At 35.4% G+C, this 17,790-nt stretch carries 11 protein-coding genes; all 11 read left to right on the top strand.

Annotated features, from left to right (window positions below):
- Nucleotides 1-18 precede the first annotated feature (18 nt).
- The 11 genes from HMPREF1477_RS06145 (at nt 19) to HMPREF1477_RS06095 (ending at nt 17,526) form a co-directional block, all read left to right on the top strand.
- Nucleotides 19-1,200 carry a glycosyltransferase family 4 protein gene (locus HMPREF1477_RS06145; RefSeq protein WP_016476229.1) on the top strand — a complete coding sequence of 394 codons (1,182 nt, stop codon included), beginning with the start codon at nt 19-21 and terminating at the stop codon, nt 1,198-1,200.
- 517 nt (nt 1,201-1,717) lie between these two features.
- Nucleotides 1,718-1,942 carry a DUF2188 domain-containing protein gene (locus HMPREF1477_RS06140; RefSeq protein ID WP_005379731.1) on the top strand — a complete coding sequence of 75 codons (225 nt, stop codon included), beginning with the start codon at nt 1,718-1,720 and terminating at the stop codon, nt 1,940-1,942.
- A 175-nt stretch (nt 1,943-2,117) separates the two neighbouring features.
- Nucleotides 2,118-3,542, top strand: coding sequence for an ATP-binding protein (locus HMPREF1477_RS09860; RefSeq protein WP_016476228.1), 1,425 nt, complete (start codon nt 2,118-2,120; stop codon nt 3,540-3,542).
- Nucleotides 3,543-3,776: 234 nt separating this feature from the next.
- A complete protein-coding gene (locus HMPREF1477_RS06130) occupies nt 3,777-4,952 on the top strand; it encodes a glycosyltransferase (protein ID WP_038148100.1) in 1,176 nt (391 codons plus the stop codon).
- A gap of 314 nt (nt 4,953-5,266) precedes the next feature.
- Nucleotides 5,267-7,444, top strand: a complete 2,178-nt coding sequence (locus HMPREF1477_RS06125) for a P-loop NTPase fold protein (protein ID WP_016476226.1) — start codon at nt 5,267-5,269, stop codon at nt 7,442-7,444.
- Between the two features lie 42 nt (nt 7,445-7,486).
- A complete protein-coding gene (locus HMPREF1477_RS06120; protein ID WP_016476225.1) occupies nt 7,487-8,599 on the top strand; it encodes an HNH endonuclease in 1,113 nt (370 codons plus the stop codon).
- A gap of 175 nt (nt 8,600-8,774) precedes the next feature.
- The gene (locus HMPREF1477_RS06115; protein ID WP_016476224.1) at nt 8,775-9,971 is read left to right on the top strand and encodes an ATP/GTP-binding protein; all 1,197 of its coding nucleotides are present in this window, start codon (nt 8,775-8,777) and stop codon (nt 9,969-9,971) included.
- Nucleotides 9,972-10,324: 353 nt separating this feature from the next.
- A complete protein-coding gene (locus tag HMPREF1477_RS06110) occupies nt 10,325-11,644 on the top strand; it encodes a putative porin (protein WP_016476223.1) in 1,320 nt (439 codons plus the stop codon).
- 279 nt (nt 11,645-11,923) lie between these two features.
- Nucleotides 11,924-13,249 (top strand): S-layer homology domain-containing protein, encoded by a 1,326-nt coding sequence (locus HMPREF1477_RS06105; protein ID WP_016476222.1) that lies wholly within the window; start codon nt 11,924-11,926, stop codon nt 13,247-13,249.
- 420 nt (nt 13,250-13,669) lie between these two features.
- Nucleotides 13,670-14,878 (top strand): helix-hairpin-helix domain-containing protein, encoded by a 1,209-nt coding sequence (locus HMPREF1477_RS06100; RefSeq protein WP_016476221.1) that lies wholly within the window; start codon nt 13,670-13,672, stop codon nt 14,876-14,878.
- Nucleotides 14,879-15,261: 383 nt separating this feature from the next.
- Complete coding sequence (locus HMPREF1477_RS06095; protein ID WP_016476220.1) at nt 15,262-17,526, top strand: autotransporter outer membrane beta-barrel domain-containing protein; 2,265 nt, start codon at nt 15,262-15,264, stop codon at nt 17,524-17,526.
- Nucleotides 17,527-17,790 lie beyond the last annotated feature (264 nt).

Genomic DNA, 17,790 nt, shown 5'->3' with positions numbered 1-17,790 from the left:
AATATTGGGGAATAATAGATGAATATTGTTTTATTAATTAAGGATTTTGCAGTAGGAAAGAAATTCGATAAATCAGGGATGCCGAATCAAAGTGGTGGTGAAAAACATGGTTTAAATCATGCAAAAGAATTGATTCGATTAGGCCATCATGTAACAATTATGGCTAAGAAAAAGTATTGGTTTACTAAAGTTCGTGAATTATATGATGGTTGTATTGATCTAGTCCGATTACATGGATTAATTAGATGGCTTGAAATATTTTTACGATTATTAACAACGCACCGTAAAACTGATGCTTTTTATATTATAGGAAGACCTAAATTTTCAGTATGGGCTATATTATATGCTAAATTGACAGATAAGCCTGTTACATTAGCTTTAACGGGTAAGGCTGAAGTATTTAATAACAAGCAATCATTTAGAGAAAAATTGTTTGCATCTTGTGATAATTATATTGCTACAACACATGAAATTAAAGAAAGTTTTATTAAAGATGCTCATATTAATCCAGATAAAATATCGGTTATTCCACATGGTATCGATATAAAGAAATATCCTTTTGTTTCCTATGAAGATAGATGTATAGCAAAACAACAAGCAGGTTTAGATAGCATTATTCCTAATTTATTATTCTGTGCTCGTGTAGCACCTAATAAAGGAATTCTTATAGCTTTGGCAGTTTGGAAACAAATATATGAACACTATCCATATAGTAAATTCTATATAGTTGGTGGTGGTGATAATACATTATTAGATGAGGCTCGAAGAGTAAGTGGGCAATGTAATAATTCGATTATTGTGGTGGGTGAAGTTGATGATGTTACACCATATCATAGACTGTCTGATGTATATATTTTTCCATCTGAGCATGAAGGATTACCTACATCTTTATTAGAAGCTATGAGTAGTGGTTTAGCTACCGTATGTTCTGATATTGGTGGGAATAATGATCTTATCTTTGATGATGTGACTGGATATAGAGTGCCTGTCAAAGATGTGAATGCTTATGTGGAAAAAGTCTCTAAATTATTTGATAATATTGATTTACGAGAAAAAATGGGTAAATGTTCCTCAAAATATGTAGAAGAACATTGTTCATATGATGTAGTATCAAAAGAAATGGAAATAACGGTTACCAATCAACGAAAAGAACCAATAGATATGCTTTCAGAAAAGCCGGTCATTAGTAATATTAAATAATTACAAGGGGAATAGGTCCTGAATATATGCGTAACGGGTGGTGCAGGGGCTAATCATCCTTATTTAAGACAAATGACTGTGAAGTAGCCGTAAAACGACATAATGAAGGCGATTATGAAGGCCATCACTACCATAAAATTGCTACAGAATATACAGTTATCATAAATGGTCGTATAAAAATGAACGGCATAGAATATGGCGCTGTTAATGTGGTTGTGAAAATACCTAGGGCTAATAATTATAAATATGTGGTAGAGTAGTTATCAATTGAAAATATATATTGTAGTATTTAACTTGATGTATAAAAAGAAATATTATACAATTGAATTAATAAGTTATACTTATTATAGTACCAAAAAATTATTATCGAACTTATAGTTATAATAAATTATTGGGTTAGAATAAATAAGTAGTTATAACTATATTATAAATCTATATAGGGTAATAGGAGATAAGTATAATAGTAATAATATTGTAGAATCTATTATTATTTCTGTCTTCAAAAGGGGAGATTTATATGGGAAAAAATCAGCATGTTGTTCCCGATAAGAATGGCGGTTGGAATGTTAAAGGTGCAGGGAACTCAAAGGCAACTAAGCATTTTGACACTAAACAACCAGCTACGGATTATGCACGAAAAATTAGTCAAAATCAAGGTAGTGAATTAATTATTCATAATAAAGATGGTAGAATAGCACAAAAAGATAGCCATGGGAAAGATCCACATCCACCAAAAGGATAATTAGTTATCTAACCTTATAATTTATTTTAAGAAATCTCTTATCACTTGAATTAGTAAAGTGATAAGAGATTTTTTTAGAATATTATGTAACGCTAAAAGTTCTATATTTTGATATACTATAAGAAACAAATGTTCTTTTATTATTAGAAATATCAAAGTGAATGGAGGGTTGAATTTGAACTATTCTCTTGAATATCTTTGTTTTACACCAGAAAGTCAATATTTAGAAAGAAAGAGTGCAAGAAAAAAGCCACGAGAGTTATTAAAGACTTTAATTGGTTTTGCTAATGCTGATGGCGGTATTTTAGTTATTGGTGTTGAGGATGATGGTCGAATTACAGGATTTAACCACTCTAAAGCTCATAGTATAGAGTCTTTTCAACAAATAGATCGTGAATTAGTTAGTACTCCTATTATGAAAAGGTTTGATATTATTCCTGTAACAAATGAAGCTGGTGAATCGGATAATATTTTAATTATTTGCGTTGACCCATCGGTTAATCGAGTAATTGTTGCACCAAATGATGTAGTATATTTACGTCAAGGTGATGAAACTATTGAATTATCATATGAACGTAGAAGAATGTTGGAGTATGATAGAGGTCAACGATATGTAGAAGATGAGTTAGTATTAGATGCGACACTTGAAGATATAGATGAAGACTTAATTACTGAGTTTCAGCAGCATTTGGGGACAGAAGTATCATTATCCACAGTAGAGGTATTAAAAGCTCGAAATCTGTATCGTGATGGATATATAACAAAAGCAGGGATTTTATTATTTGGTAAAGATCCTAGTCGATTTTTACCACAAGCACGTTTGAAATTTGTTCGTTTTGGTGGAACCGAAATGGGCCTAGGTCAAGATTTTAATGTTATAAAAAGTATTGAGTTTAATAAGGCTTTACCTCATGTTATTACCGAGTCAAGAGAATTTATAAAAACACAGTTGAGAGATTTTCAAACATTACAAGATGATGGAATTTTTACTACGGTTCCAGAATATCCAGAATTTGCTTGGTTTGAAGGTATTGTTAATGCAGTAACTCATAGAGATTATTCTGTACATGGAGATCATATTCGTGTTTTGATGTATGATGATCATCTTTCTATTGAAAGCCCAGGAAAATTGCCTAATATAGTTACTATAGAAAATATTAGAGAAGAGAGATTTTCTAGAAATCCTAGAATTGCACGTATACTAAGTGAATTTGGTTGGGTACGTGAGATGAACGAAGGTGTAAAACGTATTTATTCTGAAATGGCTAAATATTATTTACATGACCCTGTGTATACTGAACCTGGCAATAAGGTTGTATTGACCTTAGAAAATAGTATATTAACACGGCAAACTCGTCAGGAAAATTTATTAGGTACGATATTTCCTAATTATGATGAGTTAAGCCCTGTAGAGAAACGATTAGTGCAATATATGTATAATACAGGAGAACATTTAACGACTTCGAAAGCAATTAATATTGTTAATAGAAGTAGATCTAATGTATCTAAAATTTTAGGAAATCTTAGAGCATTAGGTATTGTAGAATGGTTTGGATCAAGTCCAAGAGATAAACGACAGTATTATAAATTAAATTTATGATAGAAATATGCTAGAATACTAAAAAGTAGACAGAAGGAAGACAGAAGAAGACAGAAAAAGACAGAAGAAGACAGAAGGAAGACAGAAAAAGACAGAACATTTCATTCTATATTATTTGGATACTATATTTAGTATTTAGATATCATATTTAATCTATATATAGTGTTTATTATGAAGACAGAAGAAGACAGTAGGAAGACAGAAAAAGACAGAATCAATAAAAAGGTGAGTGTAATGCGTATTTTATTAGCAAATTTAACAAAGATGGTAGGCGATACAGGTGGCCTTGCTAAGGTGACGGCTGCGTTCGCCAATGAGATGCAGCGCCGTGGGCACGAGGTGAGTCTTGTGTATAGCGATGTGCAGACAGGAGATTTTTATTATCCTCTTGATGCGGGCATCGAGGCATATGATTTATGTCATTATGAGGGTGAAAGTCATTCTATTCCTCTTTGGTATAAGGCAAAACGGGAGATTTTGCGTGCCTTTGATAAGCGTAAAGCTCGTGGTGTGAATAATGAGTTTACGAAGAAGTATTTATTAGGTCATCTTCAGTCTGTATTAGATCGAACTAAGCCGGACGTAATCGTGTCATATCAACCGGCAGCATCAAAGGCGTTATTGCTGGATTTGAAAACAAATATTCCTGTTATCACCATGAGCCATGGCGACCCTGAGGATTATTTTAATACCTACCCTATAGAGGAGGTTGAAGCGGTTGCTAAGAGTACGGTAAATCAAGTATTATTACCATCTTTTGAGGCACATATCAAAAATCATTTACCAGAGGCTAAGACTGTTGTTATCGGTAATGCCATCCCACAATATACGGAGCAGGCGGAGCTTTCACAGGCAAAAGATCGTTATAAAATCGTATTTATAGCACGACTCGATAAGAACCATAAGCGACCACATTTATTGATTGAGGCATTTGCACCATTGGCCGATAAGTATCCGAACTGGGATATCGAGTTATGGGGCCAAGAGGACCGTAAGATTTACAAGAAAGAATTGGATATGATTGTATCTAAGGCAGGACTTGGAAATCGTGTTCATTTTATGGGAACGACCACCGATGTACCAAGTGTACTCGTTAAGTCAGATATATTTGCATTCCCAAGTGCTTATGAAGGATTTGGGCTTTCACTTGGGGAAGCAATGAGCATGGGAGTACCCGCAATTGGCTATAAATCTTGTTCTGCTGTCAATGAACTTATCATCGATGGGGTAACAGGCATCTTATGTGATGATGGTGTGGCACCATTGACGGTAGCATTGGAACGCTTGATAAAAAATCAAAATCTCCGCGTTACTATGGGTCAAGCCGGTCGTGACAGGATGAAACAATTCAGCCCAGAATCTATTTGGGGACAATGGGAAAACTTATTGAAACAGGTGAGTAATCGATAAATTATCTAACTACTACCGTGTTGATCTTAACTACCAATTCTAATCGTATAGATTGGTATAGTTTAGCAAAACATAGTAAGGGGCTGCAACTAGAATGCGGTAAAACCGCATTCTGTTACAGCCCCTTTTAATTTATATTCTTGCACGAATAGTTAGAATTACTTTTAATTTGATAATGGTTACCATATGGTGAATAATATCTATTTGTCAGTGATATAATAATAGTAATCAATTTAAAACCGGCTTGAGTGATAGTATTGTTTAAGCCGGTATATTTGTATGGTGTAGGATTGTAGTTTTACTATGGGGAAATTATGAATTACAACTCAGATAAACCAATTGAATCTTCAGAACAGGATTTACTAGGGAGAACAACATTCTCTAAACAGTTAGGGGAAGCAATATACAAATATGATGGAAAAGATGGATTAGTTATAGGAGTATTTGGTAAATGGGGCACTGGTAAGACATCTATTTTGAATATGGTCGTAAAAGAAATCAATCAATTATCTGAGAATGATGATGACAGCCCTATTATTGTAAATTTTGCTCCTTGGAATTATTCTGATAAAGACAATCTTATTAGTATATTCTTTGATGACCTGAGAAAAAAGATAAAATTTAGTAGTAATGATGAAAATATGAAACAGGTAGTGAAGGCTATAGATCAGTATTCTGGAGTCTTAAATTTATTATCATATACATCAGTCGTGTTTAGTCAGAATTGGATTATATTGTTAAAGTACCCTTTAAAATGTTTATATCAATATATTAGAGGAAAGATATTAGAAGATACTAATTTAGATAAGGCAAAGACAAATTTAGAAAGAGCACTTATTAAAAGTAAACAAAAAATTATTGTGATTATAGATGATATTGATCGTTTAACCAATACACAGATTAGAGATATTTTTCAACTAGTTAAGCAAGTTGGTAATTTTCCTAATATAATATATGTTTTATCTATGGATAGAGATGTTGTATGTAGAGCTTTAGAAAGTGTACATGATATTGATGGGGCAGACTATTTAGAAAAAATTGTACAGATTCCATTTGAAATACCTGCACTTATGAAGCCAAAGTTACGAGAGATATTTTTAACAAAGCTTGAGGATAGAGTTGAAGCTATTTCTGATAAACCCCAAATTGATCAATCTTATTGGAGTGAAGTGTTTACATATTGTATAGAACCTTATATCAAGACACTAAGAGACGTAAATCGAGTTATAAATACTTTTCAATTTAGATATAAAATACTCTATGAAGAAACTTCTTTAGAAGATATGGTAGCACTTACTACTATTGAAGTTTTAGAACCTCAACTATATCAGTGGATAGCTGGAAATAAAGACTTGCTTTGTAGTACATATTCTCACAGTTTATCTACTATATCGAGGAATAAAGAAAATTATCGTATATCTATGTGTGAAGAATTTAAAAAATTAGGTATAAATACGGATATAGGAATCAAATTTCTCACGACATTATTTCCTGTATTTGCAGATGATATTGATGAAAATAGAGTTGGATATACATCATCAAATATTAGGGAGACGATGAGAGTAGCACAAGAAGAACGATTTGACTCATATTTTATGTTTGACTTGAAAGGAATTCCAGTTCCAAGATATGTAATTAATGATTGTATAAATGAAATGGCGTTAAATAATTTAATTACTACAATCACTCAAATTAATAATGATGGGAATATTGAATATTTTATAGATGAATTAAGGTCATTAGTTGATACTATTCCTTATAATCGGTTAGGATTATTATCATCTGTAATATTAAATAATCTATACACATTCTCTAATAATAGCGGATTTCTTAGTTTATCAGCATATACTAAAGCAGAATTCCTTACTTTTGATATTATGAGTAGGATTGATGATGAAAATGAACGATATAGTTTAATTAAAAATGCATTAGAAAACATAAATAAAGAGCAACTAGGAACATTAGCATCTTTTATTAATAGAATAGAATTATCTCATGGAAGGCTCGCAGGAAAAGAGGAATCTATAGAGAAACAACTTATTACACTACAGCATTTAATTGATATAGAGCCAGTTTATGTTTCAAAAATCTATGAGATTACTCAATCTGAATTAATTATTGATATAAGAGACTTCCATATGGCTTTCTATTTATGGGAGTGTTTAGATAAAGATAGAGCAAGAACTTATTTAAACAATATATTGAAAGAGGATCACAATATACTAAAATTTATATGTGCTATTGCAAGCAGGTGGACGAGTAGTAATGGTGACAGTGGATGGGATTTTCCATTAGATAAGTATTTAACATATGTCTCTAAAGATACAATATATGATAAAATTCAAGCGTTTGATAAAGGACTATTGGATATATTTACATTAGAAGATCAGATTAAATTGGCTTCTTTTGTTTTGTCATATGGTAAATCAGAAAGTTATCGTGTTGATGAGAAAGAAGCTATGGAGCATATAAGTAATTGGGAAGATAATTAAATTAAGTCATTATTTTTAAATTACGATTAGGAGAGTTGTTATATGTCGAGATGCTATTTGTGTGGAACGTTATTAAATGAATCTAATAGAAGTGTAGAACATATTATTCCTAATGCTATAGGTGGGCATTTAAAATCTAAAAATTTATTATGTAAGGACTGTAATTCGAATACTGGTCAAAAAATAGATGCGGAGATATCAAAACAACTAAACTTTTTTGCGAATATGTTAAATATTGAACGTGATAGAGGTAAACCACAAGAGTTTAAAGTAAAAGATGAGAGTACGGGAGAAATATATAGATGTTTACCAGGTGGGATACCAAGCCGTATAAAGCCAGAGATTATTCAAGATAATAATCAAATAAAAATGAAGGCGCCTAATGAAAAAATTGCTAAACAGCTTTTAAATCAAATTAAAAGTCAGAATCCTGATCTAGAGATTGACCAAGTGATTAGTAAATCTGAAAGAAGTAGAGAATATATTAACAATTGGTGTAAATTTAATGTACCTATTGGTGGCGCAGATGCTTTTAAGTCAATTTATAAAACAGCACTAAGTTTTTATATATATTCAGGAGGAAGCTCTTATTATATAACTAACATTAAGCAAATTATATCTGATGAAATAATGATATTTAATTATGTAAAGCCCTGTTATTTAGGTTATGAAATTGTAGAAAAAGATAGCAAGGAAGTATTGCATAGTATTCTTATTAAGGGGAATAAGGAAACAGGAAAATTATATTGTTATATAGAGTATTTTAACGCCTTTAAATATGCTGTTCTATTAAATAATGATTATAATGGAGAGGATATTAATCAGTCGTATATTTTTAATATTTTGAATCGACAAGAAATTTTAGAGCGAGATATTTCACAAACCTGGTTTTATGATATAAATAACATATTTAATAGTTTGGAGTGGAATCAAATTCTATTTAAAGACTCTCTAGAAAATTTAATGAAGATTATTAGTGATAAACAACATAATAATCATTTAAATATATTGATATGTGAAGCATGGGAAAATACTATGAATATGATGGGGCTTTCAGAAGGTGATAAAATTACAGAAGAAGTATATGATGTTTTAATTAAGAATACTATTGATTCTGTGATGCCGTATTTAGTTCGTTTTATACAAAAAAAATAATTAGATATATAATTATTAGAAAATTATATGTATGTAAAGGGGCTGTAACAGAATGCGGTTTTACCGCATTCTAGTTGCAGCCCCATCTTTTTTTGCACACTTATTCGATTTTAAACAAATTAAATGTTTTAAATAGAATAACTATGATATAATAATTAAAAAAGGAGGTGTTAAAGTGCGGTTGTTAGGATTTGAAATACACAACACTAATCTATTTGGTAAAAATTTACATATTGATTTAGTGGCAACTGATAAAGTAAGTCAGTTAATTACTGATAATGACAACATAGAAAGGGCTTATAGAATTGATAGTGGAGCGTCTATTTATTCTCAAAATTTAATAGCTTTCACAGGTCTTAATGCGACCGGTAAGACAACGATTTTAGAAGTTATTCAGATATTATTACAGATTGTGGCTAATGATGCTAGATTGAATGATCCTCATATTAAACCAATTATTCAGAAAATTATAGGAAGTGTTGATGGTACAAATGAGAAACCAATAGTTTTTGTTATGTGGTTTGAAATTGATAAACAAATCTTAGAATTAACATCTTCAATTATAAAACGATATACATTGGACGAAGAATATGATTTTGTTTATAAGAATGAGATATTGAAAGTACGATCGTTTTCTAAATTGACTAAAAAGAATCTATTTAATTTTGTACATTCTAAGGTTATTAATCAACGTACTGATTTTGAAGATGCTAAGTTTTTACTTGATGATATGAGTATTGCAAGCATGTTTAAGGATAAGGCAACAAAGGTACTTTGTTCATTTGAAAAATATAATACGGTTCGAAATATCAGACCTATGATTCCTGATGTGTCGATTATACAGTGTTTTGATAGTGCAATCAGTTGTATTGAACAGTCAGATAGTAAAGATAAATATAAGTTGAAATTTAAAAAAGATGGTGATTCTGAGTATGATGTATCCTATGATGATTTAGAATCCATCTTATCTTCTGGTACTGTAAAAGCATTGCACTTTTTTCCAGCTCTACAATCTGTATTGAAAGCAGGAGGGTATATTTTATTCGATGAGATAGAAAATCATATTAATAAACGTCTTGTAGAATGGATCCTATCTTTATTTGAAAATAGGGATTATAACCCTTATGGGGCCTGCTTGATTTTTACAACCCATTACCCAGAACTATTGGATACTTTTGTAAGGAAAGATAATATTTATATTACTCGTAAACGTAGTGATGGAATATTAGAGGCTGTTAAATACAGTGATGAAATTGAACGTAATGAATTACTCAAATCAAATGTTATTTTAGGTAATTTAATTAAAGGGACAGTGCCTAAATATGCATCTATGAAAGCAGCAGAGCAGGCGTTAGCGGGTACTGTTAAATAGGTGTAATATGTCTACATTAACAGATATATGTACAGATCATTATATTATTTTCTTCTGTGAAGGCCGGAATGAAGAGGATGATTTAAAGTAGTTAAAATTTTATAGTAATAAGGCTGTCCTAAAATGTGATTTAATCATATTTAGGGACAGCCTTTTTCGATTCATATTTGCGTAAAAATGAAAATAATATGAATATTTTATGCTCTGCTTATCGATTATTTATCTCTCATTGTTATACTAGAAAGGAATATTATAGTTGTGTGTTTTTCATATAGAGGGAACGAGGGTACTTATATATTGATTCATGCGACTATTGCGTGTAACATATAGTTTCTGTATAAGAGAGGTATTTTATGAAACATCAATTGGCTGCTGTGTTGGCAGCGACGGCTGTGTTAGGTGTAACGACTGCGTTCGCAGCGAATCCATTTTCCGATGTAACGCCGGATTCTTGGGCGTATCAATCTGTGTCTCAATTGGCGAATGCTGGTATTATTAATGGCTATCCAGATGGGACTTTCAAAGGCCAAAAGGACATTACCCGTTTTGAAATGGCACAAATGATTGCAAAGGCCATGGCTAATCAGGACCGCGCGAATGCAGAGCAACAAGCGATGATTAATCGTTTAGCTGATGAATTTTCCAATGAGTTGAATAATTTGGGCGTTCGCGTCAATCGCTTAGAGGACAGCGTAGGCAATGTGAAAGTAACTGGTGATGTGCGTTTGCGGTATCTTGGCACTAAAGCTACGAGCGATGGGTTCATAAGAACCCAAGGGGAGTATAGCCAAAAGTCCCAATTTGATATGCGTGCACGCGTTCAATTCAATGCGAAGATTAACGACAAGACGGATGCGGTAGTGCGTATGACAACCGATTCTATTGAATTTGGTGATACTTACGATGATAATACAGGTGAAATGACTGGGGCAGCTTACATCGACCGTGCTTATGTGGATCATCGATTTGGCAAATATGTATCGGCAAAGGTAGGTCGCTTTAACCAAGTCATCGGCAATGGTTATTTCTATGACGATGCATTTGATGGTGCTCAAATTAACATCGGCAACGATAAAATTCAATTCCAAGGGGCCCATGGCTATTTCTTAAAAGGAATGTTTACCAATACCTCCGCAGATATGAATGATACCGTTACCTATGCTAGCCTCAAAGGTCAGCCCAATAAACATATCAGCATGGGAGGTTTCTATGCTCGTATGAACTCACCATATAATATGGGCTTCACATTTAGAAAGTTCTATGGTTTCCATACCGATATTAATTTTGATAAGGTTTGGATTGGAGGCGAATGGGTGAAAGCAGCCCATACGGACCATGGTACAGGCTGGACTGCCGGTGTAGGATATGGTCAGTATGACATAGCTAAAAAAGGTACTTGGGATGTAAAAGCCCAATACTTCAATATTGATGATAAAATGGGCGCTGTATCCTCCAAATGGAACCTTGCCTATGATTCAACACAAGTTAAAAGTGATGGACACTTGTGGTTCCATGGTTATAAAGGTTGGCTCGGTACTGTGGACTATGCATTACAAGATGATTTAGGCCTTAGCGTTTATGCTGGGTTCAAAGGTAAAACAAAATCTGAACTTGCTAGTTATAAGCGATCCTTGGCTAACTACTACCGCGTAGAGTTAAATTACCAATTCTAATCAAATAGATTGGCACAACTTAATAAAATGTAAAAAGATGGCGAAATAAGATGGCAAAATGTATATTTCGTCATCTTTTTTGCTATGCTCAAGGTTTTTCTAGAGGCCCATGAAAATCCAATGAACTTTACACTAAAATATAAAATGTTTGTTATATTATGTTATACTTATGTTATATTTTGCATATAATGGTTATCACTTATAAGGGGTTAGGGAGATACGTGTTAGTAGGGCCGAATTGCAGATGTGTATGTTTCTTTTTTGGAGAGAGGTATAGTTATGAAAAAACAATTTGCCGCTATCTTTGCAGCAACAGCTGTGTTGGGTGTAACAACTGCGTTTGCAGCGAACCCATTTTCCGATGTAACCCCTGATTCTTGGGCCTACCAAGCCGTGTCTCAATTGGCTAGCACTGGCATCATCACGGGCTATCCAGATGGGACTTTCAGAGGCGAAAATGGTATTACTCGTTTCCAAGTGGCACAAATGGTAGCGAAGGCGCTTGCTAACCAAGATCGTGCGAATGCGGAACAACAAGCCTTGATTAACCGTTTGGCTGATGAATTCTCTAACGAATTGAATAACTTGGGCGTTCGCGTGGCTCGTTTAGAGGACCGCGTTGGTAATGTGAAAGTAACCGGCGATATGCGCCTTCGTTATCTTGGTTCTCAAAAGAAAGATGGTAACTATGTAAACGCTATGGGCGATTACAGCAAAGGTTCCCAATTTGATGCGCGTGCTCGCATTCAGTTCAATGCGAAGGTGAATGACCGCACAGATGCTGTCGTTCGCGTAACTTCTGGGGACTTTGAATTTGGCGATGCGACTAATGGTGGCAATGCAACGGCTACTATCGATCGCGCTTATGTAAATCACAAATTTGGTGAACGCGTGTCTGTGAAAGCTGGTCGCTTCGACCAAATGCTCGGAAACGGTTTGATTTACGATGACACATTCGACGGCGTTCAATTCAATGCAGGCAACGATAAAGTTCAATTCCAAGCAGCCTACGGCTATGCTGTGGCAGGCGCTTTTGACGGTTTAACTAAGAAATCCAACAAAACTTTCACCTATGCAGGCGTTAAAGGTCAACTTAATAAACATGTGAACCTTGGTGGCTTCTATGCCCGTAGAAATGCGCACAAATCTAGTGGTGACGCACTTAGAAACATGTATGGCTTCAGCACAGACATGAACTTTGATAAAGTTTGGGTTGGTGGCGAATGGGTGAAAGCTGCTGGCGTTTCTCACGGTTCTGCATGGACTGCTGGCCTTGGCTATGGTGACTACGACCAAGCAAAACGCGGTTCTTGGGACGTAAAAGCACAATACTTCAACTTCGGCCAAAACTTAGGCGCTGCATCCTCCACATGGGACATTGCATACGATAAAACTAATACCGCATGGATGGCTACACCAGCTGGTACAATTAGTGCAATGAACTACCAAGGCTTCAAAGGCTGGTTATTAACTGCTGATTACGCATTACAAAAGAACGTGGGCTTAACAGCATACTACGGATTTAATAACAAAACAAACAAGGCTACTGGCGATAACGAAAAACTTTCCAACTACTACCGCGTAGACCTTAACTACCAATTCTAATATGATGATTGGTATCGTTCATAACTAACACAATCCCCTTGATGAGTATCTCGGTACTTATCAAGGGGATTTTACATTAGAACACGCCTGTAGTAATTAGTAAGATAGCCTGATATAGTGTCTTTAGAATTAGAACAGGCGTGTTCTAATTTGTAAGATAGCCTGATATAGTGTCTCCAGAATTAGAACAGGTGTGTTCTAATTAGTAAGATAGCCTGATATGGTCTCTCCAGAAATAGAACAGGCCTGTTCTATTTTTTAGGAGAGGTATTAAAGGGTCCAGGCAATACTACAGGCCTGTACTAATTTTCAGATGAGATATTAATAGAACAAGGCCTTACCTCTAGAATTAATATACCCTCTCGTGATATATTACAGATAAGTAGTGTTTTTACGTTTATATGTATAAGGAGATACTCTATGTTTCGCTTTCAAAGTGAGTTATTATTACGTTTACAGAAACAATTTGTATCTGAACATGAGGCTGAATTCAAATCTATTGAGGATTTGATAGAAGCATTTATGACTCAATATAATCGTGGTGATTTTAATGATACGATAGAAATGAAATTACGTGATTTATACGAGGCTGCAAAAGAGGCTGATACGACTGAGGAATCAAAGAAATTCTACAATAAGATTCTTGCGTTATGTCCTGATGAAGTAGATGCTAAACGGGAACTTATAGCTCTTGAGTTGCATCCAAGTTTTCAACTTCATCAGCTAAAACAGCTAGTAGAATCGTTGAAAAAACCTAAGAAAATGGATTGGCATATAATCGAGGCTCGTCCTTATATGCGATGCCTCATCGATATGGGGATGATATATTTAGAATACAATATGTATAATGATGCGATTGCATGCTTTACTCCTGTCTTTCACGGGGACAAGCAAGACCATTCAGGATTCCTTGTGTACATGATGGTTGCTTGTTGTGGCGCGGCCGACTGGAATCGTGGTCGCAAGGTATATCAACGCTATCTCGCATGTTGCGATGATATACAAAATGCATTTAATCAGGCACCGGATATCATGTTGCCGATGCATATGTTGTATATTTTATTGGCTTTGCAGTGTGGTGAAAGTAAGATTGCCTATGATGTATTAGCAGATCTTGTTGACGAATATGAAGATATTGATTGGTTATTACAAGATGCAACGCGGTGGAACGATTTTGTGGAAGACCATTTAGAGACCATTATGTATATGGTAGACCAAGTGATTGATATAGATTTTGATCCACGGGAATTAATAAGCTTATATACTGCTATCTCATTTTTACCGACTCAATTGGTGAGTTTTGAAAGCCCATTATGGCAGACTTTATATGATGCGTATGAATGTGTTACCGGTCTAATTGTTGTGAATCGGTACTCTAATGATAGTTATATAGGAAAATGCGAGACAGCTCATATGAGTCCCGTAGAGGTTGCTAAAGGCGGGGCTGTGCGTAGCAATCCGGTATATGATAATATACGGTTTGGTGCACAGATTACACTTTCACAAGCTGGCCTATACACAGTAGCTGATTTTAAAACAGTTACTAAACAAGAAGTATTGATGCTACCAGGCATTGGTAAAAAAACGGTGGAACAACTAGAGCATAATGGCGTTATATTTAAAGCGTAAAATGTGACTTGAGCTCACTAGCTATCCTATGATAACGAAGGGCTATTTGTCTTTTCCATAACTAAAACAATCCCCTTGATGAGTATCTCGGTACTTATCAAGGGGATTTTAAATTAGAACACGCCTGTAGTAATTAATAAGATAGCCTGATATAGTGTCTCTAGAATTAGAACAGGCCTGTTCTAATTTGTAAGATAGCCTGATATGGTCTCTCCAGAAATAGAACAGGCCTGTTCTAATTTTTAGGAGAGGTATTAAAGGGTCCAGGCAATACTACAGGTCTGTACTAATTTTATTTCTCTCATATTTACAAATAACAAATTGTAAATTATAATTTAAGATAATTTATAGTTTGTTTACATTGTGTGAGTGAGAGGACTTTTATGAGACATGTAAGTAAAGCAAAGCTATCGCTAGCTGTGGCACTGGCGATTGCTGGATTTGTAATGCCTAATATGGTGGTAGATGCGGCTTATACCGCTCCGTATACTGATAATACAGATTTTGTAGCTAACAGTGATGATATGATACGTGTATTCCCAGAATACGATAAAAATATATCTTCTATAGTAGCGAATGGTGGTATGGTTATTATTGAAGATGGGCGTTCTCATATTGGCTATGGTCATAGTGCATTTGCTACCAGTAAAAATGGTGGTACTATTACATTGAAAAAAGGTGTGTATTATTCTGGTAGTGTGAATACACCTGTTGCTCTTGCTCAAGGCGGCACAATTAATATAGGTGTTAATGACCAAGAGGGCCAGTTTTCGGGTGATGAAATATTCGTTCAAGGCGATGTTATAGTTAAAAATGATCCAATTCATAGCTCAACCATTAATATCGGTATAGATGGTGAGGAATCCAATTGGTCTGGGCTAGCTTTCAATTTATCTGATGAAAATAGGCGAAAATTTAATAATATCAATGTGTTCCTTGGTGAAAGAGGGGATTGGGAGTTATTGTATCAAGGTGGTCTTGATGGCACTAACCTTGATAGCAGTACTATGCCTAGCCGTGTACATCGACTCGTTGGTTCTACGAATCGAAATTTTCAAAATATGGTAGAGCAAAATGAGCATAATAAACTGTATATTGATAAGCTCGAAGGCCATGTTAATTTTATTTATGATCCTAATGACGAATATGCAGATACCGAAGATCCAGAATATACACCGCCAACCACAACATATAATGGTTTAACGGCCGATTCCTTCTGGGGTGGAGACATTCATATAACAAGTGCAGCCCCTAATGCTGGCGCTCATCTATACACTAGCCGCAAAGGGCTAGATTTGTCTACTGAGGATAATGTAAATAAGGTTTTAGATAATCTTGCACATAAGGTGTATTATCATAACTATGTGACTGGTGAAAGAAATCTTGAAGGCACAGTAGCTATTGCTTCTGAAGGTGCTGAATCTGGTCGTTTCAAGGTAGTAACATCTGGCTATGCTAAAGAAGGTGCTATTACATGGCAAGCGGATCAAAATGGTCAAGGTAAATATGTGTACGGTAATACAACAGTAACACCTGCACCGCAACCAGTGCCAACGCCAACACCGGCACCAGCGCCACAACCGGCGCCAACGCCAACACCAGCACCGCAACCGGCACCAACGCCAACACCAGCACCGCAACCGGCGCCAACGCCAACACCGGCGCCACAACCGGCACCAACTCCAACACCGGCACCGCAACCTGCACCACAACCGGCGCCAACACCAGCACCGCAACCGGCACCAGCCCAATCAACGGCATATGATACTCCGCATATGCGTGGTGCTCGTTCTGCGATTATGAGCAACATCAACGGCTGGCGCACATTAACAAATACTTACCGTCCTCGTGCATTGCAACAAGGCGCAACAACAGGTATTTGGGCCCATATTGGGGGTGGTCAATATAGCTATGATGCACAAGGCATTGATACCGACACAACATATACACGCATTCAAGGTGGTTACGACGCTAAAACTGGTAGCGGTTGGACCGTAGGCGGTCAAGTGTCTTACCTTCGTGGCCATGATGATTATGTATTCAATGGCTCTGGCAAAGAAAAGGCCTTTGCTGTTGGCGTCTATGGTTTAAAAGATTTCGGCCGAGATCAATATATTCAACTTGAATCCCAAGTTGGTCGTGTAACGAATACTTTCACAGCTCGTAATGAAATTGGTGAAAGCCTATCTGGCGAAACGAAGGCTAATGCATACACTATCGGCGCTCGCTATGGTAAAACTGTGAAATTACAAAATGGTGTATACATCGAACCGCAAGCACAATTGAGCTATACTCACTTTGGTGGAGATAGCTTTAATGCAGGCACCATGCATGTAGACCAAGCTGGTGTAAGCAGCACTGCTGGCGGTCTTGGACTTGAAATTGGTAAGACCTTTGGCGCTGGCAGTATCTATACTCGTGTAGGTGTTAACCATGCCTTCTCTGGATCGGTAAAAACTACATACATAAGTGGTTCTACTGTGAAATCCACAGAACAAGACCTTAAAGGGACATGGACTGACCTTGCATTCGGTGGCCACTATGGCATCAATGCTAACAACAGCCTTTACGCTGATATTAGCACCGGATTATCTGGCGACTATAAAGCAGGCTGGTCTGTGAACGCTGGATTTACACATAAATTCTAAGATATGTTTACCTAAAACAATCTGAGGATATAGTCGATATATAAATAGCCCCAGAGTACTAATAGCTGTATATATTAGCTGTTAGTACTCTGGGGCTTTTATAAATATGGTCTCTCTAGAATTAGAACAGGCGTGTTCTAATTTTAAAAGGGTATGTACGAAGGTTCGGAAATTACTACAGGCCTGTTCTAATTTTTAGGAGCAGTATCAAAGGGGCCCATCAATACTACAGGCCTGTTCTAATTCCAAGTAGGGATGTCAGAG

The organism is Veillonella sp. HPA0037 (assembly GCF_000411535.1).
Classification (GTDB): domain Bacteria; phylum Bacillota; class Negativicutes; order Veillonellales; family Veillonellaceae; genus Veillonella; species Veillonella atypica.
Note: the sequence above shows the minus strand (reverse complement) of the source record. Positions and strands in the feature narration are given on the sequence as shown.